The organism is Pseudomonas sp. GW821-FHT02A08, assembly GCF_059422045.1.
Genome location: NZ_JBWKWD010000037.1, coordinates 37,747 through 62,813, shown reverse-complemented (window position 1 = coordinate 62,813; position 25,067 = coordinate 37,747). Strand labels below are relative to the sequence as shown.

General features: G+C 61.2%; 22 protein-coding genes and 1 tRNA gene. 8 read left to right on the top strand and 15 right to left on the bottom strand.

The features are described from left to right. Position 1 precedes the first annotated feature (1 nt). Positions 2-74, bottom strand: a tRNA-Glu gene (locus AC07W4_RS22445). Between the two features lie 385 nt (positions 75-459). Here AC07W4_RS22445 and AC07W4_RS22440 point away from each other — a divergent pair. Beyond that, positions 460-1,218 (top strand): hypothetical protein, encoded by a 759-nt coding sequence (locus AC07W4_RS22440; protein WP_032829958.1) that lies wholly within the window; start codon positions 460-462, stop codon positions 1,216-1,218. Between the two features lie 289 nt (positions 1,219-1,507). Here the strand turns inward: AC07W4_RS22440 and AC07W4_RS22435 are convergent, their stop codons facing one another. The 3 genes from AC07W4_RS22435 to AC07W4_RS22425 form a co-directional block, all read right to left on the bottom strand. Then, a complete protein-coding gene (locus tag AC07W4_RS22435) occupies positions 1,508-3,472 on the bottom strand; it encodes a methyl-accepting chemotaxis protein (RefSeq protein WP_495034022.1) in 1,965 nt (654 codons plus the stop codon). Positions 3,473-3,580: 108 nt separating this feature from the next. Further along, entirely contained in the window at positions 3,581-4,966 is a 1,386-nt protein-coding gene (locus tag AC07W4_RS22430; RefSeq protein ID WP_495034021.1) for an aminotransferase-like domain-containing protein, read from the bottom strand. A gap of 262 nt (positions 4,967-5,228) precedes the next feature. Next, the gene (locus AC07W4_RS22425; RefSeq protein WP_008051440.1) at positions 5,229-5,990 is read right to left on the bottom strand and encodes an SDR family oxidoreductase; all 762 of its coding nucleotides are present in this window, start codon (positions 5,988-5,990) and stop codon (positions 5,229-5,231) included. Between the two features lie 236 nt (positions 5,991-6,226). Between AC07W4_RS22425 and AC07W4_RS22420 the strand changes: the two genes are divergently transcribed. Then, positions 6,227-7,231: an NADP-dependent oxidoreductase gene (locus AC07W4_RS22420; protein WP_090457259.1), complete on the top strand. Its 1,005-nt coding sequence runs from the start codon at positions 6,227-6,229 to the stop codon at positions 7,229-7,231. 154 nt (positions 7,232-7,385) lie between these two features. On the opposite strand, the gene pyrF is transcribed toward AC07W4_RS22420, so the two are convergent. Continuing rightward, complete coding sequence (gene pyrF, locus AC07W4_RS22415) at positions 7,386-8,084, bottom strand: orotidine-5'-phosphate decarboxylase (RefSeq protein WP_162247449.1); 699 nt, start codon at positions 8,082-8,084, stop codon at positions 7,386-7,388. Between the two features lie 296 nt (positions 8,085-8,380). On the opposite strand from pyrF, the gene AC07W4_RS22410 reads away from it, so the two are divergent. The 3 genes from AC07W4_RS22410 to xopAW all read left to right on the top strand — a co-directional run bounded on the left by AC07W4_RS22410 (position 8,381) and on the right by xopAW (position 11,057). Then, positions 8,381-9,139 (top strand): response regulator, encoded by a 759-nt coding sequence (locus AC07W4_RS22410; protein ID WP_495034020.1) that lies wholly within the window; start codon positions 8,381-8,383, stop codon positions 9,137-9,139. Next, on the top strand, positions 9,139-10,188 hold the full coding sequence (locus AC07W4_RS22405; protein WP_495034019.1) for a sensor histidine kinase: 1,050 nt from the start codon (positions 9,139-9,141) through the stop codon (positions 10,186-10,188). The genes AC07W4_RS22410 and AC07W4_RS22405 overlap by 1 nt, the downstream gene beginning before the upstream one ends. Before the next feature lie 233 nt (positions 10,189-10,421). Further along, entirely contained in the window at positions 10,422-11,057 is a 636-nt protein-coding gene (gene xopAW / locus AC07W4_RS22400) for a XopAW family type III secretion system calcium-binding effector (protein ID WP_495034018.1), read from the top strand. Between the two features lie 84 nt (positions 11,058-11,141). On the opposite strand, the gene AC07W4_RS22395 is transcribed toward xopAW, so the two are convergent. The 10 genes from AC07W4_RS22395 to AC07W4_RS22350 form a co-directional block, all read right to left on the bottom strand. Further along, positions 11,142-12,197, bottom strand: coding sequence for an AI-2E family transporter (locus tag AC07W4_RS22395; protein ID WP_008051446.1), 1,056 nt, complete (start codon positions 12,195-12,197; stop codon positions 11,142-11,144). Positions 12,198-12,266: 69 nt separating this feature from the next. Continuing rightward, entirely contained in the window at positions 12,267-13,073 is an 807-nt protein-coding gene (locus AC07W4_RS22390) for a DUF4892 domain-containing protein (RefSeq protein WP_495034017.1), read from the bottom strand. 8 nt (positions 13,074-13,081) lie between these two features. Further along, on the bottom strand, positions 13,082-13,741 hold the full coding sequence (locus tag AC07W4_RS22385; RefSeq protein WP_495034016.1) for a glutathione S-transferase family protein: 660 nt from the start codon (positions 13,739-13,741) through the stop codon (positions 13,082-13,084). Positions 13,742-13,791: 50 nt separating this feature from the next. After that, positions 13,792-14,646: an alpha/beta hydrolase gene (locus AC07W4_RS22380; RefSeq protein ID WP_008051450.1), complete on the bottom strand. Its 855-nt coding sequence runs from the start codon at positions 14,644-14,646 to the stop codon at positions 13,792-13,794. Continuing rightward, positions 14,643-15,449: an alpha/beta fold hydrolase gene (locus AC07W4_RS22375; protein WP_008051451.1), complete on the bottom strand. Its 807-nt coding sequence runs from the start codon at positions 15,447-15,449 to the stop codon at positions 14,643-14,645. The genes AC07W4_RS22380 and AC07W4_RS22375 overlap by 4 nt, the downstream gene beginning before the upstream one ends. Before the next feature lie 113 nt (positions 15,450-15,562). Further along, positions 15,563-16,006 (bottom strand): hotdog fold thioesterase, encoded by a 444-nt coding sequence (locus AC07W4_RS22370; protein ID WP_008003274.1) that lies wholly within the window; start codon positions 16,004-16,006, stop codon positions 15,563-15,565. 32 nt (positions 16,007-16,038) lie between these two features. After that, entirely contained in the window at positions 16,039-17,706 is a 1,668-nt protein-coding gene (locus AC07W4_RS22365; RefSeq protein ID WP_495034015.1) for an AMP-binding protein, read from the bottom strand. Positions 17,707-17,906: 200 nt separating this feature from the next. Beyond that, entirely contained in the window at positions 17,907-18,362 is a 456-nt protein-coding gene (sixA, locus tag AC07W4_RS22360; protein ID WP_495034014.1) for a phosphohistidine phosphatase SixA, read from the bottom strand. Continuing rightward, positions 18,359-18,706 carry a DUF4389 domain-containing protein gene (locus tag AC07W4_RS22355; protein WP_007974561.1) on the bottom strand — a complete coding sequence of 116 codons (348 nt, stop codon included), beginning with the start codon at positions 18,704-18,706 and terminating at the stop codon, positions 18,359-18,361. Before AC07W4_RS22355 ends, sixA begins: the two co-directional genes overlap by 4 nt. A 31-nt stretch (positions 18,707-18,737) precedes the next feature. Then, positions 18,738-19,763, bottom strand: coding sequence for an NAD(P)H-dependent glycerol-3-phosphate dehydrogenase (locus AC07W4_RS22350; RefSeq protein WP_495034013.1), 1,026 nt, complete (start codon positions 19,761-19,763; stop codon positions 18,738-18,740). A 195-nt stretch (positions 19,764-19,958) separates the two neighbouring features. Between AC07W4_RS22350 and AC07W4_RS22345 the strand changes: the two genes are divergently transcribed. Genes AC07W4_RS22345 through AC07W4_RS22335 form a run of 3 tightly spaced genes read left to right on the top strand, consistent with a single transcriptional unit; the run spans position 19,959 to position 24,914 of the window. Further along, positions 19,959-22,082: a TonB-dependent receptor plug domain-containing protein gene (locus AC07W4_RS22345; RefSeq protein WP_495034012.1), complete on the top strand. Its 2,124-nt coding sequence runs from the start codon at positions 19,959-19,961 to the stop codon at positions 22,080-22,082. Between the two features lies 1 nt (position 22,083). Beyond that, a complete protein-coding gene (locus tag AC07W4_RS22340; protein ID WP_495034011.1) occupies positions 22,084-23,016 on the top strand; it encodes an ABC transporter substrate-binding protein in 933 nt (310 codons plus the stop codon). Continuing rightward, positions 23,013-24,914 carry an ATP-binding protein gene (locus AC07W4_RS22335; RefSeq protein WP_495034010.1) on the top strand — a complete coding sequence of 634 codons (1,902 nt, stop codon included), beginning with the start codon at positions 23,013-23,015 and terminating at the stop codon, positions 24,912-24,914. The genes AC07W4_RS22340 and AC07W4_RS22335 overlap by 4 nt, the downstream gene beginning before the upstream one ends. Positions 24,915-25,067: the final 153 nt, after the last annotated feature.

The following is a 25,067-nucleotide window of genomic DNA, read 5'->3' as shown; positions in this document are numbered from 1 at the left end:
GCGTCCCCTAGGGGACTCGAACCCCTGTTACCGCCGTGAAAGGGCGGTGTCCTAGGCCACTAGACGAAGGGGACACACGTACAACATTCACTCCCTGCTTCGTTTCGCTGTGTGCTTTACGCTGCAAGTGGCGCGCATTCTATGGATGGATTGAGAGGTCGTCAACCCCCTGATATAAATTTATTTAAATCAATGACTTCGCCCTGCTTTCGGGAGCCATTGCGGTTTTTCCGCTGCCCGGTGTTTGACGCCTATATTCTGTCACCCGCCAAGGCGTTATAGTCCACCGGATGATGGCAATCTGTATATCGAGTGCCATCATTTATAGAAGCGGGGCTCCGGCCGATATAACTACAAGCTTGTCCGATCCAACCCGTCGTGCGGGCCTGGGCGCTCAAATGCCAAGCCACCAGACTCCCATGCGTAACCTATAAAGAGGTCTTACCGGTGACGCCACTCATGATCACCCTGCTAGTTGTAGCCGGGATCGCACTGTTGATCGCCATTGGCTACATGAACCATGTGGTGGAAAACAACAAGCTGGAAAAGGCCCGTACCAAGATTGAGCTCAACGATCGCCTGCGACGCTGCGGCGAAATCACCGAGACGTTCCCCGGCCAACTGATGACTCCGGCACTCAAGTTGCTGTTGGCCCGCCTGGAACTGAACGTCTGCCAGCGCCTGCTCAACCTGGAAAAATCCAGCGCCAACCTCAAGGCACGGATCGCCGAACTGCAGGCCCTTGTCGGCCAGGGTGAATCCATCCCGGTCAACAATCCGCCGGCACCGATCCAGACCGAAGCCAAGGCCAAGGATGTCCGCTTCCTGCTCGAAGCCCTGCACGGCCAGATTACCCGCGCGGCACAGGACGGCTTCTTGCCCCCCAACGAAGCCAAGCGCTGGATTCGTGAAGTGCGCCACATCCTGGTGCTGCTGCACATCGAGTTCTTCAACAACCTCGGCCAGCACTCCCTGCAACAGAACCAGCCCGGGCAGGCTCGCCTGGCATTCGAGCGCGGCGTGCAATACCTGCGCAAACAACAGGAGCCACAGGTCTACGCCGAGCAACTGGAGTACCTGGAAAAACTCCTGGCCCGGGCCAACGACCAGGTCATGGACCGCATCGCGCCGGTCGAAGGCGAGGTCAACCAGCTGACCGAAGGCCTCAAGGACGTCGAGGCTGACGCGGACTGGAAAAAGAAAGCGATCTACGACTGATCTGCGAAAGCACAAAAGCCACCGGGACAGGTAATGCCAGTCAGTTAAGCGCTAATGCGACCTGTAGCAGCTGCCGAGCCCGCGAGGCTGCGTTCGGCTGCGAAGCAGTCGTAAAATCAGTCATTGCGGTACGTCAGACAGGCCGCGTCAGCTGGACTCACGACTGCTTCGCAGCCGAACGCAGCCTCGCGGGCTCGGCAGCTGCTACAAAGGTGTCGCGGCTGGAATTGCTTAACTGACTGGCATTAACCGAGACAGGTGGCTTTTTTTGGTCTGGCCGAAGATCATTTCAAAGCCTGAAATGCCCCACCATGCCCTTCAGTTCAACCCCCAGTTGCGCCAATTGGATACTGGACGCGGCATTGCCCTGCATCGCCAGTGATGACTGATCGGCACTGGCGCGAATGCTGGTGACACTGCGATTGATCTCCTCGGCCACCGAGCTCTGCTCCTCGGCCGCCGCGGCGATCTGCTGGTTCATCTGCTGGATCAACGACACCGCCGCCGCAATGCTTCCCAGCGCACTCTCGGTCTGCAAGGCATCGCTGACCGCCAGCTTCACCAGTTCGCCACTGCTCTGGATCTGCTGCACCGACGACTGCGCCGCCGAGCGCAAGGCGCTGACCAGGCGTTCGATTTCCTCGGTCGATTGCTGGGTTCGCTTGGCCAACGCACGCACTTCATCGGCCACCACCGCAAAGCCCCTGCCCTGCTCCCCGGCCCTGGCCGCCTCGATCGCCGCGTTCAATGCCAGCAGGTTGGTCTGCTCCGCCACGCTTTTGATCACACTCAACACCGTGCCGATGTTCTGGATTTCCGCGCTCAGGCTTTCGATGCTCGAACTGGCCGAGGTAGCCGAATCCGCCAACTGCTCGATCCGTGCCATGCTCTGGCGCACCACTTGCTGACCACTTTCAACCTTGCCGTCAGCCGTTTGCGCGGCCAGGGCCGCCTCCTCTGCATTGCGCGCGACATCATGCACCGTGGCCGTCATCTGATTCATTGCGGTGGCGACCTGTTCGGTTTCCTCCTTTTGCGTACTGACTTCGAGATTGGTCTGTTCAGTCACCGCCGACAACGATTGGGCGGAAGTCGCCAACTGCTCGATACCCGACTGCAAGCCGCTGACTATTTGGCTGAGCCCCGCGCCCATTTGCTGCATTGCCTGCATCAACTGACCGATTTCGTCACGGCGGGTCACATCGATGGTCGCACTCAAATCCCCCGAGGCAATCTTCTGCGCCACCCGAATCACGCTACGCAGCGGTGCCACGATCAACCGGGTGATGAATAACGCGGCAACCAACCCGACCAGTAATGCCAGGGCGGAAGAGCCAATGATCAGCAGCGAGTTCTTTTTCAGTTCAGCCTGCATCGCCAGGTCTTGCGCAACATAAGCCTGATCTACCCGCTCGACCACTTGGGCTGCGCGCTGGTGCAATTGTTGATAGACGGTTTTTTCCTGCTCCAGCAGGCCGGTGTACTCGGCGAGCTTGTCACTGAAACTGGCGATATGGCCTGTCACCTCATTGAGGACGGTCTGGTACCCCTCGTCCTTGACCGTGGTCTTGAGCTGCTCGGCCTGGGCCAGTGCCTGGCTGGCCTGTTCGATCTTGCCCTGCCCGGCGCTGTCGTCGCCTTTGCGGCTTTGATCCAGGCGCACGCGGGCTTCATTCATGGATTGCAGCATCAAGCGTGAAACCTGGCTGACCTGGCTGGCCTGCTCGATGAATTGCGCACCGTCCTTGCCTTCGGAATCCTTCAGCGTATAGGCGCCGTCATCGGCGAGCCCGGACTGCAATACATCAAGATTATTGGCCACGCTGGACACCGACCAACTGGCCATTTCCAGGGCCAGGTCCTTGGCCTGGGTGAGCGAGACAAACTCGTCGAAGGCCTTGCGATAGGCTCCCAGGGACTGTTCGACATCATTCATCACCGGCACGTTGGCAGCGGATGCGGCCTTGAGCTGGCCGGCCAGGGCGATCAGGCCATCGACGCCCTCGTGCAGGGCATCGACGGTTTTCGGATTGCCGTGCAAGGCGTACTCCTGCTCCAGTAGCCGCACCTTGAGCAAACCGCTGTTGAGCGATGACATTTGCTTGAGCCCGTCGAAGCGCTGGCTGATGGTTTGCAGGGACCAAACGCCAATGCCCGCCACCAATGCGGTCAACAACAGCACCAGGACAAACCCGACACCCAGTTTTTTCGCCATACCGAGGTTGGCAAAACGTCCTTGCACGGCCGAATTCATTGCTCTTAGTCCCCTGCCAGATTCTGTAGACGCAGATTCGCAACGGGCCAGTGGCAACACAAGGCTCTGGCGCCGGAATAATGGCAAAAAGCTACGCCAACGTCGTTTTCAGAACGCTTGAGGTCGATCCCGGGCAGTGGCCCTGAAGAACGCCCGGGCACGCGGATCACAGGCATATGTCACGTTGATACGCTGCCAGTCACTGGCCTCCCCCGAGGGGTTGAAAGCGGTCTTTGACGACAGCAGTACACCCAGGCGCCGGGCCTGGGTCCGCAGCTGATCGTAGTCGGACATTCGTGATCGCGCCCAGATGAACAAGCCTCCCGCCGGCTTGCCGAAAATCTCCCATTCGGCATCTTCGAGCATTTGCAACACCGCCAGCCGGTCGCTACTCAAGCGTTGGCGCTGACGCTGCACCAGTTTGCGGTAGGCACCGTTGGCCAACAGGCACGCCAGCACCGATTCGCAAAATCGCGAGGCACCCATGCCACTGATCATCTTGACCTCGGCCAGACGCGTAATGACTTCGGCAGCGGCCACCACGAATCCGACCCGCAAGGAACTGCTGAGTGTCTTGGAAAAGCTGCCCACGTAGATCACGTTGTCGTCCAGTGCAGCCAGACGCATACCGGAACCGCTGTGCAAATCCGCATAAACGTCGTCTTCGATCACCTGCACGCCAAAGGTCCTGGCCAGCTGCAGCACGCGGCGCGCCACGACCGGTGCAAGGCTGCTGCCAGTCGGGTTGTGATAGAAGCTATTGATCAGCAGCCCTTGAGGCCGGTGTTTGACCAGTACCGATTCGAGCACGTGCACGTCCGGCCCGCGCGGTGTTCGCGGTACCTCGATCATGTGGATGCCGTGCAGCCTGAGCAGATCGAACAGCAGCGGATAACCAGGACTCTCCACGACCACACAGTCACCGGCCTTGAACAGTGTCCGCACGATCAGATCAAGCCCCTGACTGGCACCCGCCGTGGTCATGATCCGGTTGTCCTGCGCCCGGATATCCAGCTGCCGGAGGTGCTTGAGGATCTGTTGTCGCAAGGCCGGCAAACCCAGTGGCGTGCTGTAGTTGAACAGGCTGGCCGTGTCGGCACGACTGACTTGCCGAATCGCGTAAATCAGATCGTCTGTCTCGCGCCAGCTTTCAGGCAGCCCGCCACAGCCCAGCCTCAACTCAGTCGAACAGGGCCCGATCTCGGGCTCAGCCCCCTCGAACCAGACAGGCTCGTGCTTTGCGCCTGTGGCCAATGCCGGGTCGGCAACCGCATAGCCGGCGCCATGACCTGACACCAGCATCCCCTGTGTCACCAGGCGTTCACAGGCCTGGGCGACGCTTACCTGACTGAGCAAATTGATCCGCGCGATCTGTCGCACCGAAGGCAGTCGCGTACCGGGCGATACCCCGCTGGAATGAAGCCAGTGGGTCAGTGCGTCAACAATTTGCTGTACAACGGGCACCAGCGCCTGTCGGTCGATTCTCAATTCCATGAGCAAGCAAACTCCTGTGGTTTTGCGAAAAGCAGTTAATCACAGGAGCGTTCGCAGGCATGTGCGACAACGCCGCCAAAACCATTGGATCTAATCATTTGAAACACATTGCCTGGCCCTTTGACGGAACCCCAAAAAAAGTGGGAGCGGGCTTGCTCGCGATGAGGGCGTGTCAGGTGACATCGATGTCGGCTGACACGCCCTCATCGCGAGCAAGCTCGCTCCCACAGGTTCCCGGTGTACATGGTATCAGTGCATCGTTTTAAAACGCGGTGACGCCACCGTCCACAGCCAATGAGTGCCCTGTGGTGAACGCCGCGCCATCGCTGCACAGGTAGAGCACCGCGCTGGCGATCTCTTCGACCTTGCCGATGCGACCGACCGGATGCATGGCGTTGGCGAACTCGCCTTTTTTCGGGTCGGCTTCATAGGCGCGGCGGAACATATCCGTGTCGATCACCGCCGGGCACACCGCGTTGACCCGGATCTTCTTCTTGGCGTATTCAATGGCCGCCGACTTGGTCAGGCCGATCACTGCGTGTTTAGAGGCTGCGTAGATACTCATTTTCGGCGCGGCCCCAAGGCCGGCCACCGACGCCGTATTGACGATCGCGCCGCCCCCTTGCGCCAGCAGCAGCGGCAACTGATATTTCATGCACAGCCAGACACCTTTGACGTTGACGCCCATGATCGCGTCGAACTCGTCGAGCGTACCTTCGGCCAACTTGCCTTTCTCGATTTCGATGCCGGCATTGTTGAAGGCATAGTCGAGACGACCGTAAGTATTGATCACCTCCTCCATCAGATTTTTTACATCGCTTTCCAGGGTAACGTTGCAGCGCACGAAGGTCGCTTCGCCACCGGCCGTACGAATCAGCGCCACCGTGCCCTCGCCGCCCGCCGTGTCCATATCGGCCACTACTACCTTAAGGCCCTCGGCGGCAAATGCCTGGGCAGTCGCGCGGCCAATACCGGCCGCCCCGCCTGTTACCACGACCACCTGGCCGGAAAACGTCATGCTCATTGTTATGTCCTCGAAAAGAAGAATGCGGGGAATCGCGTAGGACCAGTCTAGCCATGGAGGTCTTGAACACGGCAGCACTATCAAGGCTCCGGTTGGGGGCCCATGAGTTGCAGTGATGGAACTGCCGTACCAACTATCACTGCACTGGATCAACCTGCATTCGCCACATCAGCCGAACTTGCGGCAACGGCGCTGACCGGCTATCAACAAAGCTTCATTCATCTTGAGCGCCTGCCATGACCTCCCAGACCAATCGCCAATTCCTGCTCGCCAAACGTCCGGTTGGCGCGGCGACCCGTGAGACATTCACCTACCAGGAAGTACCGGTCGGCGAGCCGGCGGCGGGTCAGATCCTGGTCGAAAACCAATACCTGTCCCTGGATCCGGCCATGCGTGGCTGGATGAACGAGGGCAAGTCCTACATCCCGCCGGTCGGGCTCGGCGAAGTCATGCGAGCCTTGGGCGTGGGCAAAGTCATTGCGTCGAACAACCCGGGGTTCGCGGTCGGGGATTACGTCAACGGCGCCCTGGGCGTGCAGGACTTCTTCCTCGGCGAGCCGCGAGGCTTCTACAAGGTCGATCCGAAACTGGCGCCACTGCCACGTTACTTGTCCGCGCTGGGCATGACCGGGATGACGGCGTACTTCGCCCTGCTCGACGTCGGCGCTCCGAAGGCCGGTGACACCGTGGTGCTGTCGGGCGCAGCGGGCGCCGTGGGCAGCATTGCCGGGCAGATCGCCAAGATCAAAGGCTGCCGGGTGGTCGGCATCGCCGGCGGCGCCGACAAGTGCAAGTTCCTGATCGATGAGCTGGGTTTCGATGGCGCTATCGACTACAAGAGCGAAGATGTCCTGGCCGGCCTCAAGCGCGAGTGCCCGAAAGGCGTCGACGTGTATTTCGATAACGTAGGCGGCGACATTCTCGACGCAGTGCTGAGCCGCCTGAACATGAAGGCGCGGGTGGTGATTTGCGGTGCCATCAGCCAGTACAACAACAAGGAAGCGGTCAAGGGACCGGCCAACTACCTGTCACTGCTGGTCAACCGCGCGCGCATGGAAGGTTTTGTGGTGATGGACTACGCCGCCCAATACGCCAGCGCCGCCCAGGAAATGGCCGGCTGGATGGCCAAGGGGCAGCTAAAGAGCAAGGAAGACATCGTCGAAGGACTGGAGACTTTCCCGGAGACACTGATGAAATTGTTCAGCGGCGAGAATTTCGGGAAGTTGGTGTTGAAGGTTTGACCCGAAATTTGAACTAACCCAAAAACCAATGTGGGAGCGGGCTTGCTCGCGAAGAGGGAATGTCAGTCGACATATTTATTGACTGATCTACCGCATTCGCGAGCAAGTCGGATCGCCGCACCGCCGCTCCCACATTTGGATCTTCAGTGTTTGATCAGGCGAGTTCAGCCACTACGTCGGCCAACGCCTTCGCCGGATCCGCCGCCTGGCTGATCGGACGGCCGATCACCAGATAGTCGGAGCCGGCATCCAGCGCCTGACGCGGGGTCAGAATGCGCCGCTGATCGTCCTGGGCGCTGCCCGCCGGACGAATCCCCGGGGTCACCAGTTGCAGCGACGGGTGCGCCGATTTCAGCGCCTGGGCTTCCAGGGCCGAGCACACCAGGCCGTCCATCCCGGCTTTTTCCGCCAGGGCGGCCAGGCGCAGCACCTGCTCCTGGGGCTCGATGTCCAGGCCGATGCCCGCCAGGTCTTCACGCTCCATGCTGGTCAACACGGTCACACCGATCAGCAGTGGCTTGGGACCGGTTCGTTGATCCAGCACTTCACGGCACGCAGCCATCATGCGCAGGCCACCGGAGCAATGCACGTTGACCATCCACACGCCCATTTCCGCAGCCGCCTTGACGGCCATCGCGGTGGTGTTCGGGATGTCGTGGAACTTGAGGTCCAGGAACACTTCGAAACCCTTGTCGCGCAGGGTACCGACGATTTCCGAGGCGCAACTGGTGAACAGTTCCTTGCCGACTTTGACCCGGCACAGCTTCGGGTCCAACTGATCGGCCAGCTTCAGTGCGGCGTCACGGGTAGGGAAATCCAGGGCGACGATGATGGGAGTCTGGCAGGCGGACATGAGTGGGCTCTCAGGCAAGTCGAAATCGGCGCGCATTGTAGCGGAACCAGCGCCGCTGCGGGACCCGATGATCGGTAAATCGTCGCAACGGCTCAGGCAAGACTAGCCCCCAAGGCCATTGTGTCGAGTTCGATACACACACGACACGCCGGCAACACCCGGGCCCGCTACCCTCGGCAACCGCAACATGTCCCTGCAACGGCACTTCCCGCCTCAGGGCCGGACGCCTATGCTGGAACCACAACCTCGCAGCCTATCTTTGTGGTTGGCAGCCTACCTGGCAGATGAACGCACGCATGCACAACGCCCAAGCACCCGTGAACGAAGAGCAAAAAACGCCCGGTGACGACAAACGCTGGAGCATCCGCGCCCTGATCGTCGACGATGACGTCCCGATCCGCGAATTGATGATCGACTACCTGGCCCGGTTCAACATCCACGCCAGCGGCGTCACCGATGGCGCCGCGATGCGCCTGGCGATGCAGGCGGAGCATTTCGATGTGGTGGTGCTCGACCTGATGCTGCCCGGTGAAGACGGTCTGTCGCTGTGCCGCTGGCTGCGCGCCGAGTCGGACATCCCGATCCTGATGCTCACCGCCCGTTGCGAACCCACCGACCGGATCATCGGCCTCGAACTGGGCGCCGACGACTACATGGCCAAGCCGTTCGAGCCCCGCGAGCTGGTGGCGCGAATCCAGACCATCCTGCGCCGGGTGCGCGATGACCGCAGCGAACAGCGGGCGAACATTCGTTTCGACAATTGGCGCTTGAACAGCGTGCTGCGGCAACTGATCGCCGATGATGGCCTGGTGGTGCCGCTGTCCAACGCCGAATTCCGCCTGCTCTGGGTGTTTATCGAACGTCCGCGCCGCGTGCTCAGCCGTGAGCAACTGCTGGACGCCGCTCGCGGTCGTTCTATCGAAGCCTTTGACCGCAGCATCGACCTGCTGGTGTCGCGCCTGCGCCAGAAACTCGGCGACGACCCCAAGGCTCCTCAGTTGATCAAGACCGTCCGCGGCGAGGGTTACCTGTTCGATGCCCGAGACATCGGCTGATGCGCGGGCGCTTCGATACGCTGTTCGGCCGCCTGTTTGGCGTGCTGTTGCTGGCGATTATCCTCGCGCACCTGCTGGCCTTTGCCTGGTTTCACCATTACGGCCCGCCACCACCACCGCCTCCACCGGAGTTTTCCGAAGGCCTGGACGGGCCACCCCCGCCAATGGACCCAAACCACGAGAAACGGCCACCACGGCCGTGGTTCGGCGGCCCCCTGGTGCCCCTGACGTTTCAGTTGGTCACACTGATCATCGCCGCCTGGTACGGTGCCAAACTGCTGAGCCGGCCGATCCAGCGCCTGAGCGACGCGGCCGAGCGATTGAGCGAAGACCTCGACAGCCCGCCACTGGATGAATCGGGACCACGGGAAGCGCGGCAAGCGGCGCACACGTTCAACAAAATGCAGCGCCGCATCCTGGAACAAGTCAAGCAGCGCTCGCGCATGCTCGGCGCGGTGTCCCACGACCTGCGCACGCCATTGTCGCGGCTCAAGCTGCGGCTGGAGAAAATCGACGACGACAAGCTGCAAGGCCAGATGCGCCAGGACCTCGACGACATGATCAGCATGCTCGACGCCACCCTCACCTATCTGCATGAACAGCGCACCAGCGAAGCCCCACAGTGGATGGACGTGCAGGCGTTGGTGGAATCCCTGAGCGAAAATGCCCAGGACCAGGGCGCGAACGTCCAGGCCAGCGGCCACTGCGCGCCCCTACAGGTGCAGCCGATGGCCTTGCGCTCCTGCATCAACAACCTGATGGACAACGCCCTGCGCTATGCCGGACAGGCGCTGATTACCCTGCAAGACCATCGTGAACAGTTGGTGATTCGGGTCATCGACCACGGCCCGGGCATCGCCCCGGAACAACGTGAAGCGGTGTTCGAACCCTTCTTTCGCCTTGAAGGCTCGCGCAATCGCAATTCCGGCGGCGTAGGCCTGGGCATGACCATTGCTCGTGAGGCGGCGCAACGAATGGGCGGGCAGTTAACTTTGGAAGAGACGCCAGGTGGCGGCCTGACGGCCGTGATTCGCCTGCCGCGAACCTGACACCCCCACCGAACCAGTGTGGGAGCGGGCTTGCTCGCGAAAGCGGTGTATCGGTCAACTGATGTATCAACTGACAGATTGCCTTCGCGAGCAAGCCCGCTCCCACAGGTTCAGGGGCTTGGCGATCTATGTGTTTAGCTATCGGTACAAACTCCACATACCCACGACAACTCACCCCTTGAGTCTGCATAAACCGGTGCACCACCGGTTTGTCTTTCCAGGGAGTGAGCCCGATGATCGGTAGCATCAGCAGTAATTACTCGAACTACACCAGCACCAGCAGCACAACCAATAGTACCCGCAGCCAGCAATTCCAGAAGGACCTGCTGGCCAAACTCGACAGCAACAGCGACGGTTCCGTCGATCAGGATGAACTCGACAGTGCCCTGTCGCAAAAATCCGACGACGGTTTGCTGGTCAGCCTGAGCAAGAATTTCGCCGACCTTGACAGCGATGGCAGTGGCAACCTGAGCGGCGAAGAAATGGCCGCGATGGCTCCACCGCCGCCACCGCCTCCACCACAACAAGTGTCCAGCGACGAACTGTTCAGCCAGCTCGATGCCGACAGTGATGGCAGCGTCAGCGCAACCGAACTGAGCAGCGCGTTGCAGGCCAGCAACAACGACTCGTCGACCAGCACCGACACCAGTGCTGCGCTACTCAAGGCGCTGGACAGCGACAGCAGCGGTGGCGTCAGCAGTGATGAACTCAAGACGGCCCTGCAGGCCGGTCGCGAGCAGAACACCACCCGTTCTTCCGATCAAGGGAGCGTAAATGAAGCGCTGCAAAAAATGATTGCCAACCTGAGCAAGCAGTACTCGCTCGATAACGTGGCGAGTGTGGGCAAGCACCTGAACGTGGCGACCTGAGTCAAAAGCTTCGTCGGAACGCCGCCCGGAGCGGGCTTGCTCCGGGCGGCGTTCCGACGAATAGGCCCTAAGCAAATACAAATCTCAGGGCCGGCGATCTTCGACCCGCGCCTGAGTCTTGCTCCAGTCGATCAACAGACTGTAGGCCACCGCCAGCAATGTCGGGCCGATGAACAGGCCGATAAATCCAAAGGCAATCAACCCGCCAAACACCCCAAGCAGCACAATGACCAGCGGCAGGTTACCGCCACGGCTGATCAGGTACGGCTTGAGCACGTTGTCGACACCGCTGATGACGAATGTGCCCCAGATACCGAGGAATATGGCCATCCCGTACTCGCCTTTCCAGGCCAGCCACGCGGTCGCCGGAATCCACACCAGCGGCGGGCCCATCGGGATCAGGCTGAGCATGAACGTCACGATGCCAAGCACCAGCGCACCCGGTACGCCGGCAATCAGGAACCCGATCAGCGCCAGGATCGCCTGGGCCGCCGCGGTGCCGATCACGCCGTTCACCACCCGCTGTACCGTGCCCGCCACCAGTTCGATGTAGTAGCCGGCCCGTTGACCGATCAGCCGCTCCAGCAATGTGTGTACAAACGCCGCCAGGCGCGGCCCATCACGATAGAAAAAGAACACGAAGACGATGCTCAGGGTCAGTTCGAGAATACCGCCACCGATCTGCGCGCTGCGCGCCAGCAACCAGTTACCCATCTGCCCCAGATAAGGCTTGAGCGACACCATCATCGCCGCGCCCTGCTCATCGATGCTGTTCCAGAGTCCGACCAACCGCTCGCCCACCAGGGGAATCGAACCCAGCCAGACCGGTGCTTCAGGCAGCCCCTCGACCTGCGCATCCTTGATGAATGCGGTGGCATCACGCACATGATCGGCGAGGTTGAAACCCAGCCACACCAGCGGTGCCGCGACCAGCACCATCCAGCCCAGCGTCAGCAATGCCGCCGCCAGAGACTCGCGGCCGTTGAGCCAACGGGTCAACAGGCGCATCAGCGGCCAACTGGCGAATGCCAGGACCGCGCCCCAGAACATCGCCGACCAGAACGGCGCCATCACCCAGAAGCTCGCGCCGAACAGCACGACGAGCAGGATCTGCACCAACAGGCGATCGTTATTGATCATCGAAAGTCTCGAAAAAGTCAGTCAGCAAAAGAGTAGGCGAACGCAGCGTGCACGCTCGCCCGGTACAGCCTAGCGCAATAGCTCGATGTGCAGGCCAGAGCCTTCGGCACTGCCGGCTTCCATCCGCGCGGCACGCACGCCCTGGGTAATCAGTGCCTGACGCCAGGCTTCGGCGTTCGCTCCGGAAATACTGACCCGCAAGGTGGTGTCCAGATTCAGTCCGCGAGAAATCAGCCGTAGCCAGGTCTCGTCAGGTGCGCTGTTCAACGCGGGAAAATCGAGCTCGCCGGTGCTTCTGAGTTCACGCAGCAAGGTCGCGGAAGTCGGCAGCAACTCGCCTAGCGGTGCCGATGCGTCGAACTGCTCGACATGCAGGTAGGCTTTGCGATTACCCCGGGTGATGCTGTACAGCGCAACGAGCGTGTTGTCCCTTGGAGCGGCAAGTCGCAGCAGCAGATAGGCCTGTTGATCGTCGGAACCGTACAGCTTGGCGTTGCCGAAGACCTCATTGGCCCAGAGACTGCTTTCGCCGCAATCGCGCGCCTGGCACCAAAAGAGCAACCCGGCGTCCTGCTTTTGCAAAGCCTCGCGGGCAGCGGTGAACGCCTCGATGGATGAATGCTCCGGTGGCAACTCGTAGGTCACCGAAGTGACGTTGCCGCGGGCACTGACCTGGCCGTCGAAACGTAACTGGCCACTGATCTTGCGGATCGAGCCCAAGGGGTAGATCCGCTCCAGTTCGGCGGCGGGGCGATAGTCGACAATCTGGGCGTCGACCATGCGCGGCACTATCGGCAGGTCCTGACTGCCCGGGACATCGGCGGCAAACGACAAGGAACTGAAACTGCACAGCACCAGCAAACTGAATGAACGCATGGATAGACTCATCGGATCAGCATGGCCTGGGCGCCCTTGATAATACTGGCTTCATCGGCGCGTTGCGGTACCTGCAAACCACGCTGCACCGCCGGACGGGCCTCCAGGGTTGCCATCCAGCGTTGCAGCGCCGTCAAGCCCTCCACCGAGACGCCCGACCACTCGTAACCGCGCACCCAGGGAAAGGTGGCGATGTCGGCGATGCTGTACTCGCCGGCGAGGAACTCCACGCTTTGCAACCGCGTGTCGAGCACCTCGTAGAGGCGACGGGTTTCATGCTGATAGCGGTCGATGGCGCCCTGGAGTTTTTCCGGAAAATAGCGGAAGAACACATTGGCCTGGCCCTGCATCGGGCCGATGCCGCCCATCTGGAACATCAGCCACTGCAATACCAGCGAACGTCCCTTCGGGTCGCTCGGCATCAGTTTGCCGGTCAGTTCAGCGAGGTAGATCAGGATGGCGCCAGACTCGAACACGGCGAAATCGCCGTTGGCGCGGTCGACAATCGCCGGAATCCGGCCATTGGGGTTGATCTTGAGGAAGTCCGCGGACTTCTGCTCCTTTTTGTCGAAACTCAAGGCATGTACCGTGTAGGGCAGGCCGAGTTCCTCGAGCACGATAGAGACCTTGTGGCCATTCGGGGTCGCAGCGGTGTAGAGATCTATCATGGTTGTCTCCCTTTTCAACCCGCCAAGCCTCGACAGTTGCCCGGCGCAAGTCAAGGAATGGCGAAAAACCGATTGAAACAGTCTGCGACAAGATCGGCACCGGACTCGTCATTGAGGTGCAAATGGTGGCCGCCTGGCAGCTGTTCCCGGCTAAAGGGTAGACGCTCCAGCAACTCCGGGTGTTTGGCGAGCATGCCATCGGCAGCGACCACCAGAGTTGCAGGACACTTGATCCGCTGGACGAAGGCCATGGCCTGTTCGGTGGTCAGACGCAGCGGCGATGGCAGTGTGAGGCGATTGTCGGTGCGCCAGGTGTAACCGCCCGGCACCGGCATCAAGCCACGCTGCGCCAGCAGTTCAGCGGCTTCGCGGCTGACCGCCACCAGGCCCTTCATACGCGCTTCGATGGCCCGGTCGAGGGTGTCGTAGACTGGCTTGCGCTTTTCCCGCAGGTCCAGTTGCGCCTGCAGGGCCATGCCCATGCGCTCGGCAGCGTTTTCACCTTTGTCTGTAGGAGGAATGATGCCGTCGATCAACGCCAGGTGGGTGATCCGCTCGGGCATCGACCCGGCGATGATCAACGATGCAATGGCGCCCATCGAATGCCCCATCAGCGCAAACTTGCGCAGTCCAAGCTGTTCGGCCACTTGCAGCACATCGTGGGCATAGTCCCACATGGCGTAGCCGGCGCCCGGCGGGCGATGCCCGGAATGACCGTGACCGGCCATGTCCAGCGCGATGATGCGCAAGCCTTTGAGCTTCGGCGCCAGACGGGCAAAGCTGTTGGCGTTGTCCAGCCAGCCATGCAGGGCAATCACCGGCAGACCGTCTTCAGGGCCGAACAGGTGCGCCGCCAGTTCGATGTGCGGCAGGCTCAGGCGGACCTCTTCGACGACGTGGTTCATGCGCAATCCTGCTGTCGACGGCCGCCCCAGCGATGGAACAGGCCTTTGAGCATGTCAGCGGTATCAAGGGGACGTTCGAGCGGAAACATGTGGCCGCCAGGCATGGTCAACGACTCACCCAGGGGCAGGCGGTCTACCGAACTGGCGTGATGGCGCATCACCACGCGGCTGTTGTGCCCGCGAACCACCGCCAGCGGCACTTGCAACTGCCGGGTGCTGCCTGGGCTTGTGTGCGGCACGCCGCGATAGATGCTGATTTCCGTGGCCGGGTCGAAGCGCAGACGCAACTTGTCGCCGACCTGATGCAAACCGTGTTGCAGGTAGGCATCGAAACATTCCGGGTCGAACCCGCGAAACAGGGTTTTGCCGGCGAAATACTTGCGGGCGCTTTCCAGGTCGGCGAATTCTTCACGGCGGCCCAGGGTACGCCCGGCCGGGGTCAAGCGGTCGATGAAACCAAAGCGTTTGGCCGCCCGTATGACCCATTGGTCGGTGCGGGTCAGCACGGGCGAGTCGAGCATCACCACCCCGCGATACAGCTCAGGGCAGCGCAACGCCGCATGCAGGTGCAACACGCCACCGAAGGAGTGACCGACCCCCCACACGGGCTCGGCCTGTTGTTGCAGGTGATGGATCAGCTCGTCCACCAGGTTGTACCAGTTGTCGTCCGCCGGGTAACGCGGGTCGTGGGCGTGCTGCTCCAGATGCGTCACCTGAAACTCGGGTGCCAGCGCCGCAAACAACTTGCCGTAGGTCCCCGAAGGAAAACCATTGGCGTGGGCGAAAAAGATCTGTTGCGACATACCTGCAAATCCATGAGCGAGAACAGGCATTGATTGTCCGCAAGACCGCGTCCTTGAGCAATGACCGTAACTGACAGGAATGATGACAGTCCGGTCAAAGCGATGGCTTGAGCTCAACGCGCCGGCGGATTCTCACCCAACGGCACCACTGCCATGGTCAATCGCGACACACAACTGGCCTTGCCCTCATCGCTGGTCAGGCGAATGTCCCAGACATGGGTCGTGCGGCCGATGTGGATCGGCTTGGCCACCGCCGTCACCCGTCCGCTGCGCAGGCCGCGCAAATGGTTGGCGTTGATTTCCAGGCCCACGCAATAGAACTTGCTGGCATCGATGCACAGGTAACTGGCCATCGAGCCGACCGATTCTGCCAGCACCACCGAGGCACCGCCATGCAGCAAGCCGTAGGGCTGGTGGGTGCGGTGATCGACGACCATGCTGGCGGTCAGGGACTCGTCGTCAAAGGCCTCGAAACGGATGTCCAGCACTTCGCCAATGGTGTTTTTCTGGATTGCGTTCAACTGCTCAATGTTCGGGGTGGTGCGCCACAGGCTCATCGCAGAGGTTCCTCGTTGGTTTTGTTCGTGGATCAATCCTGCCACAGCACCGCTCCGTTGCGCTCGCTCCATTCCTCAAAGCGCTCACCGTAAGCCGCTTCGATCACGTTGCGCTTGATCTTCAGGGTCGGGGTGAGGAAGCCGTTTTCCACGGCCCAACTGTCCTTGACCACCACCAGGCGCCGCAGTTGTTCATGCTTGTCGAGGGCGCCGTTGACCTCTTCCAGCAGTTTTTCCAGGCTCGAATGCAGGCCGGCGCGCGCGACCCCGCCGGCATCCTGCTGGCCGACCGCCGACAACACGCACAACCCCAGCGGTGCGCTCAAGCCATCGCCCACCACGCAGACCTGCTCGATGCGCGAATGCACGGCCAGGCGATTTTCAATCGGTGCCGGGGCCACGTACTTGCCTTTGCTGGTCTTGAAGATTTCCTTCAGGCGCCCGGTCAGGCGCAGATTGCCTTCGGCGTCCTCCTCGCCCTTGTCGCCGGTACGAAGGAAACCGTCCTCAGTAATGGTGTCGGCGGTTTTTTCCGGTTCCTTGTAATACCCGAGCATGGTTGCACCACTGCGCACCATGACCTCCCCCGTCTCGGCGATCCGCACTTCGACGTCCGGACACGGCTTGCCGATCCAGCCCGGTTTGTGCTGGCCCGGTATGCCGATGTGGGAGTAGCCGCAACTCTCGGTCATGCCGTAGACCTCCAGCACATCCAGGCCCAGTTTGCGGTACCACTCAAGCAAGGTCTGCGGTACCGGCGCCGCGCCCGACAATGCAACACGCAACGCATCCAGCCCCAAACCGGCGAGGACTTTATGCCCGACCCGTTTGCCGATGATCGGCAGGTCGAGCAGGAAGTCGAGGCGTTTAGCCGGGATCTTGCTGTACACGCCCATCTGGAATTTGGTCCAGATGCGCGGCACGCCAAACAGTGCGGTGGGGCGCGCACGCTTCAGGTCGGTGAGGAAAGTATCGAGGCTCTCGGCGAAAAACACCGTTTGGCCGGTATAGATCGACGCCAGTTCGACGAACATCCGCTCGGCAACGTGGCACAACGGCAGATAGGACAACAGCCGGTCCGACTCGTTGAGGCCGAACAACGCAGTGCCCCGTGTGGTGGCGAACCCCAGATTGCCGAAGCTGTGCATCACGCCCTTGGGCATGCCCGTGGTGCCGGATGTGTAGATGATGGTCGCCAGGTGATCGGCGTCAGGTTTGGGATTGTCCTGGATGGGCGAGTTGCGTTGCAGGTCGTCCCAACTGAAATCAAAGTCGCCGGGAGGATGCAGGGGCAGGCTGATGGTGGGCAGGTCGGGGCTGACGCCACGGGACATGCCTGGCCAGTCGTCGAGCTTGCCGATGAATGCCAGTGCCGCCTCCGAATGTTCGAGTACCTGGGCAACGGTCTCGGCGGTCAGGTTCGGGTACAACGGCACCGAGACATGCCCGGCCATCCAGATCGCCAGGTCGGCAATGATCCAGTGCGCACAGTTCTTCGAGATCAGGGCGATATGGCTGCCCTGTGGCAGTTCCCGCGCTCGCAGCCAGTGGGCGGCACAGCGTGCCTGATGACCGACATCGGCCCAGGTCAGGGTCTCGACCTGGCCGCCGCCGACAGGCTGGACCAGAAAGCGCTGGCGGGGATGACGGGCCTCACGCTCGTAGAAAACGTCCAGCGGCAAACGAAAAGCAGCAGACATGCGACTCGCTCCTTTGTTTTTGGTCTGGAGCAAGCGTAGTCAACCAAGCAAGTGCTTGGTTGACTATTTCATACAAAACTTTTCGGATTATGACGTACCTGTGGGAGCGTGGCTTGCCCGCGATGCAGGCTCCGCGGTTTATCAGGCATGACCGAGTCGATGCCTTCGCGGGCAAGCCACGCTCCCACAGAAAAGCGGTGTTATGGGTGCTTGATGCTGTCGAGCGTCATCGACCCGACCAACAGCTCATCACCCTTGAGCTCGGCCAGCCCGGCGGTGCTGACCCTCTCCGGGGGATATCCGGCGCCATGTTGCAGATAGCTCACCAGATTCCCCACCAGCGGGTTGTGACTGACCAGCAACACGTTGCTTACCGCGACCATCTGTTCGGCCACCTTGTCCGGCTCCGTGTCCGGTGTAAGCCACTCGACGGTGCGGATTTCCGGTTCGAAACCCAATGCCTCCCGTACCAGTTGCGCTGTTTGCTGCGCTCGCAGGTACGGGCTGGCGTAAATGCCGGTCAGCGGCTGTCCCACCAGCTCTGCGGCGATTTTCAATACTTCCTTACGACCGTTATCCGTCAGTTCCCGCTCCGAATCGTGGGGACGGGAGCCGTGTGGTACAGCTTCACCATGACGCAATACCCAGAGTTTCATAGCTTGGGTTCCTCATCTCGGGCCGGATGCGGTGCCGGTGCCACGACATGCGGCGCCTCACCTTCCGGTGTACGCGGCGTCGGCCAGTCGGCGAACGGCCAAGGCTTCTGGTCGCTGTGAAAGCTGCCGAAACGACCGATCTGCGCCAGAAACTGGCTCAGGCTGTCGCCGAAGTTCATCAGGCTGGCGCTTGGGGCGCCATAGAACAAACGATAGATCAACTGCACCAGCACGACGGCGCCGAGGATGAACTGCGCCACTTGCCACACCAGCACGAAGACGATCATCCACAGCACCCGCAGCAGGATGGATTCGTACTTGGCTTCTACTTTTGGATCGTTCATGCGCAACTCCCTGCTTTTCTGGCAAGCGTGATTAATTGAAACCACTGGTGGAAATAAAATCGACGTCGGTTTTCGGCTCGCCACGCATTAACAGTGCGATGACCTGCTCCAGCGTGCGGCCTTCGAACAGGATCGCGTGCAGCCCGGCGACCAGCGGCATGTACACGCCAACCTCCTGGGCCTTGGCCTTGAGCACTTTAAGGGTGTTGACCCCTTCGGCGACTTCACCCAGGCGCGTGACCGCCTCGTCCAGGCTCAGGCCCTGGCCGAGGGCAAAGCCGACCTGATAGTTGCGGCTCTTGGGCGACGAACAGGTCACGATCAGATCGCCCACGCCCGCCAGCCCCAGGAAGGTCATCGGGTTCGCGCCCTGATTCACCGCAAAGCGGGTCATTTCCGCCAATGCCCGGGTGATCAGCATGCTCTTGGTATTTTCCCCCATGCCCAGCGCCACCGCCATGCCGGCGATGATCGCGTAGACGTTTTTCAACGCCCCGCCCAGTTCGACGCCGAAACGGTCGGCGCTGGCGTACACACGGAACGTGCGCCCGTGCAGCGCGGCCTGAACCTGCTGGCAGAGTTCTTCGTCTTCACTGGCGACCACAGTGGCCGTCAGTGCATGTTCGGCGATTTCACGGGCCAGGTTGGGCCCGGACAGGACGCCGATGCGCGCCTGCGGGGCGATCTCTTCGAGGATCTCGCTCATCAGCTTGAACGTATGGGCTTCGATGCCTTTGGTCAGGCTCACCAGCATTTTGCCGGTCAAGCGTTCGGCGTGGGGCACCAGCACCGAACGCAGCGCGCTGGAGGGCAATGCAACGAAACACAGGTCGCAGGCGTCCAGGGTGGCTTGCAGGTCGGTGACCGGCGTGACGCCGGACAGAATCTTGATGCCTTTGAGGTAACGCGGGTTCTCGCGATTGACCCGAATGGCCTCGGCCTGTTCGGGGTCACGCATCCACTGAAGGACCTGATGCCCGTTCTCGGCCAGCAGATTAGCCACGGCGGTTCCAAAACTTCCGCCTCCCAGGACCGCAATCGGGCGCTGTTCAGTCATATGCAATCCGTTAATCCATACCAGTGGCGATGTCGGCATTATACGGCGCAGCCCATCGGCGGCCAGCCCCGACATCAAATACCTGCACCCGTAGGAAGAAGACCGATAAAACCGAGGAAAATGCAGACATCGTGAATGGAAAAGTCATTCGGCTCGGTTAACATGCGCGCCATCAATCACTGGCAGGGATCTGTTGTGTCTCCGGGCTCTCCTTCACCGCATTCGCCTCTGGTACTGGCGCTGATTTTCAGCTCGCCGGTGCTGGCCGACGACTTGTTCCTGGACAGCGAACCGCTGCCGCAAGTGCTGACGGCCACGCGCCTGAAGCAGTCGCCGGCGGCAGTGCCGGGCAGCATGACGGTGATCGACAGCGCCCTGATCCACGCCAGCGGTGCCCGTGACATCAGCGAACTGCTGCGCCTGGTGCCGGGGATGATGGTCGGCAACATCAGCGGCAACCAGGCTGCGGTGAACTATCACGGCACCAACGCGACGCAAGCACGACGCATGCAAGTGCTGATCGACGGGCGCTCGGTGTATCGCGCCGGCCTGGCCACCGTGGACTGGAGCGACATTCCGGTGGCCATGGAAGACATCGAGCGCATCGAAGTCTTTCGCGGGCCCAATACCGTCAGCTACGGCGCCAACGCCCTGATGGCGGTGGTCAACATCATTACCCGGCGGCCGGCCGACAGCCACGGTACCCGCATGAAGATCACCCGGGGCCAGCGCGGCATCAACGATTTTTATGCCAGCCAGGGCCTGGGCTGGGAGGATGGTGACATGCGCCTGTCCCTGTCCGGCCAGCAAGACGACGGCTTCGACACCGACCGAACCGGCGCTGATTACCATGACAGTCGTCGCCTCGATCGCTTCAACCTCGCAGTCAGCCAGAGCCTCGACGAACGGCAAAGCCTCGATTGGCAAGTCAATGCCAAGGACGGCACCAACCAGCGGCCCTATACCTACCGGCCGGTGTTCCCGGGAATTACCCGAGCGGGCAACGACTCCGACGTCACCGCCAAGGATTACGCCGGGTCATTGCGCTGGAATCTGGACATCGATCCCGACCACAGCCTTTATATCCAGGGTTCGGCCCAACACTGGGATCGCCAGCAAACCTGGCGCGCCTGCGACGCTGAAATATCGTTCAGCCCGCAACTGACCGAACTCTGGCAAATGAACCCGAACTACACCGAGCGCCTGGCCCGCAATATCACGCGTTTCCTCGGCCCTGGTGCGCCGGCCGGCACACCCGCCGAGCAGGCCCTGGCCAACCAGGTACTCGATCAATGGCGCAACGGCGCGAGCCAGACCGTTTGCGGCGACATCGACCAGAGCACCCGGGAATCGCGTTACGACCTCGAATTGCAGGACACTCTGAGCCTTGCCGATAACCTGCGGCTGGTCAGCGGGATAAACTATCGTTACGACCGGGCCGATTCCGAAACCTATTTCAATGGCACTCTCGATGACACGATCTGGCGGGCGTTCGGCCAGTTCGAGTGGCGTGCCACCGAACACTGGCTGCTGCAAGGCGGTGCCATGTTCGAGGACACACGGCTGATCGGCAGTTCGCTGACACCTCGCATGGCGGTCAACTACCTGATCAATCCGCGCCACGGCTTGCGTGCGGTGTACTCCGAGGCCGTCCGTTCGCCGGACATGTTCGAGAACAACGTCAACTGGAGTTATCAGGTCACCAACCTCAAGCCCGGTGCCTTCGGCCAGTCCAGCGCCCGTTATTTCGTCAAGACCCGTGGCCCCGGCGATCTCGACCAAGAGCACATGCGCTCCCGGGAACTGGGCTACAACGGCTATTTTCCCGAACAGGGGCTGGCGCTCGACGTGAAGCTGTTCCACGACGAAATCACCGGCATGATCAGTGAACCGCTGCGCAACAATCAGTACATCGCCAGCAACGCCAACAAAGCACGTTTTTCGGGCGCCGAAACCCAGCTTGACTGGCGCGTCGGCAGCCTCGATCGCCTGCGACTGACCTACGCCTACGTCGATGCCGACGCCAGCAACCCGCTGGATGCCAGGCAGACTGCAAGCAACAGTGGCTCGGCCGGATGGCTGCGCGATTGGGGTCGGGGCTGGAACAGTGCGCTTTTCTATTATGGCGATGACGCCCTCAACGGCTACCGTTTCGAACGGGTCGATGCGCGCATCGCCAAACGTATCGCCCTGGGCAAGGCCAGCCTGGAACTGGCCGGGGTGCTCCAGCAACGGCTGGACAATCAGCCGACCACCTTCATCGACAATAATTTTGACCAGCGCCACGTGATGTATTTCAGCGCGGAGCTGGAGCTTTAAGATGCCGAATCGTCCGGCCTGCAGAATGCCGCCCCTGGGTCGGCTGCTGGCCATACTCTGCCTGCTGACAAGCGGCCTTCTGGGCAGCCTGGCGAGTAACGCGGCCGACATTTTGCTCACGGGGGCCGAAGACAGCCCCGCTGTGCGGGCGTTTACCCAGGCCCTGAGCGAGCTGCGACCAAGCGACAACGTACGCTTCCAGACGCTGGCCAAAATGCCGATACCGGACAAGCTGCCGGAAAACATCCGCTTGATACTGCTCGACCTGCCCAGCCTCGACTGGCGCCTGCAAAACACCCAGGGCCCGGCGACACTCGTATTGCGCATCAGCCGCCTGCAAGCCCGGCAACGCTTGAACAACTCGCTGCCTGCGCGCCTTTGCCTGCTTTGGAGCGATCCACCACTGGACCGCCAGTTGCGCTTGACCCGCACCTTGCTGCCCCAAGCCAGACGCATCGGTGTGCTCTACGACACCCACAGTGAGTTCCTCTTGAATGAGCTGCGTCAGGCCGCCCTCCCCCTGGGTCTTGAGATGGTCACCCAGCGCTGGGACAACATCCACGACAGTCGTCCATTACAGGCCCTCCTTAATAACAGTGACGTGTTGCTGGGCCTGGACGATGCCGACCTGTACAACCCGCAAACCGCAAAAAACCTGCTGCTGAGCAGCTACTCGCGGCAAGTGGCGCTGATCGGCCCCAACGCCGGATTCGTCAAGGCCGGGAGCCTGGCCAGCACCTATAGCGATCAGAGCGACTGGCTGGCGGTCCTCGACGAATTGCTCGACCGACCACCGGCCACCTGGCCGCGCACGCACTACCCCCATCAATTCAAGGTCGCGAGCAATCGGCAGGTGGCGCGTTCATTGGGCATCGAACAGATAGACGAAGCGTCTGTCGCCACACTGCTGGCCGAAGGAGAACGCCGTCCATGAGCTTGCGCCGTCGCTGGGACATCAACACCCGTACCCAACTCATCAGCCTCGGCCCTGCACTGCTGCTGACCTTGTTGCTGATCAGCTTCTTCACCTTCGTGCGCATCCAGGATCTACGTCAGGAAATCACCCACACCGGCCAGTTGATCGCCAATCAACTGGCCCCGGCCACCGAGTACGGAGTGATTTCGGGCAACATCGAAGTGCTCGAAACCTTGCTCAAGGCGACGCTGGCCACGCCCAACGTGAGCTTTCTGGAAATCCAGGACAGCGCCAACCGGGTTCTGGTGTACGTCGAACAACCGAACGAACACCACAATCGCGCGCAACAGCTCGAAGTGTTCCAGGCTCCGATACGGCTCCAGCGCATCGCGTTGCACAATGATTTTTTCCAGAGCAGCAAAACCGCCACCGCGGCCCCGGTCGAGGACTATCTGGGCCGGGTGATCGTCGGGCTGTCCAACGACGCCTTCAGCCGACGCCAACAGGAAATCGTGCTCAAGGCCGCCATCCTGGCGCTGTTTGCCCTGCTGTTTACCTTCCTCGTGGCCCGGCGCCTGGCGGGCAGCCTGTCGCAACCGATCCGCGATATCGGCAATGCGGTCAAGGCAATCCAGGACGGCGACTACAGGACACCGCTGCCGATTGTCGACGACACCGAACTGGGGGCGCTGTCGCAACACATCAACAACCTCGCCAGTGGTCTCGACCAGGCCAGCCGCGAACAGCATCAGGCCATGGCACAGCTGATCCAGACCCGCGAAGAAGCGGAAAAGGCCAACAACGCCAAATCCGATTTCCTCGCCATGATGAGCCATGAACTGCGCACGCCGATGAATGGCGTACTGGGCATGCTGCAGTTGCTGGAAACCACCGACATGACCGAGGAGCAGGTGGAGTACGCGGCGCTGGCCTCGGAATCCACCGAGCACTTGCTCAAGGTCATCAACGACATCCTGGATTTCTCGCGGATCGAACGTTCGGAGCTGGAACTCGAGCACATCCCGTTCAACCTCGCCGACCTGATCGTCAGTTGCGCCCAGTCGTTCCAGCACAGCGCCGCGCAACGCGGTCTGGACCTGCAACTGATGATCCCCGACGACATGCGCGGCTTGCAGGTAAAGGGCGACCCGACGCGTATCCGGCAGATACTGGTCAACCTGGTCGGCAACGCGCTGAAGTTCACCGAAAAGGGCCGCGTCACCATCGAGGCGCAGTGGCAGTCGCTGGACCACGAGCTGCTGTGGTTCACCTGCACCGTGCGCGACAGCGGCATCGGCATCCCGGTGCAAAGCCTGGAATTGATGTTCAACGCTTTCCAGCAGGCCGACAGTTCCATTTCAAGGCGCTACGGCGGCACGGGGCTGGGCCTGCCGATTGCCCGCACCCTGGCCGAACGCATGGGGGGCACCTTGCGCGCGCAGAGCGAGGAAGGCCGCGGTTCGGTGTTCACCCTGGAAATCCCCCTGGCTCTGCACCAACAGACACAACCGTTGTTGCCCCCTCGCGCGCAATCGCGCAACAGCAACGGCGAAGGGCGCAATGTGCTGTTGGTCGAAGACAACCCGGTCAACCAGACCGTCATCGAAGCCATGTTGCGCAGCCTGGGCTTCAAGGTCAGTGTCGCCGCCGACGGCGCGCAGGCGGTTCGCAGTGCCGAGAGCCTGATCTTCGAAGCGATCCTGATGGATTGCCGCTTGCCGATCATCGATGGCTATGAAGCCACCCGACAAATCCGCAACCTGCCCGGTTGCACCGACCTGCCGATCATCGCCCTGACCGCCAACGCCTTGCAGGGAGACCGCGAAGCCTGCCTGTCGGCGGGGATGAACGATTACCTGGCCAAGCCGTTCAAACGCACCGATCTGCAGCAAATTCTGCAACGTTGGGTGCAGTAGTACAGGCCTTTCGACCATCTGCGACTGGCGTGAAAGGCGAAAGTGCGGCAGTCTTAGTCACCCGAACAGGCCCGAAAAGGGGCTTGAATAATAATTTCAGTGCACAAGTGTACATTCATGTCCTTGGTGCTGTGACTTTCACCACAACGCAAT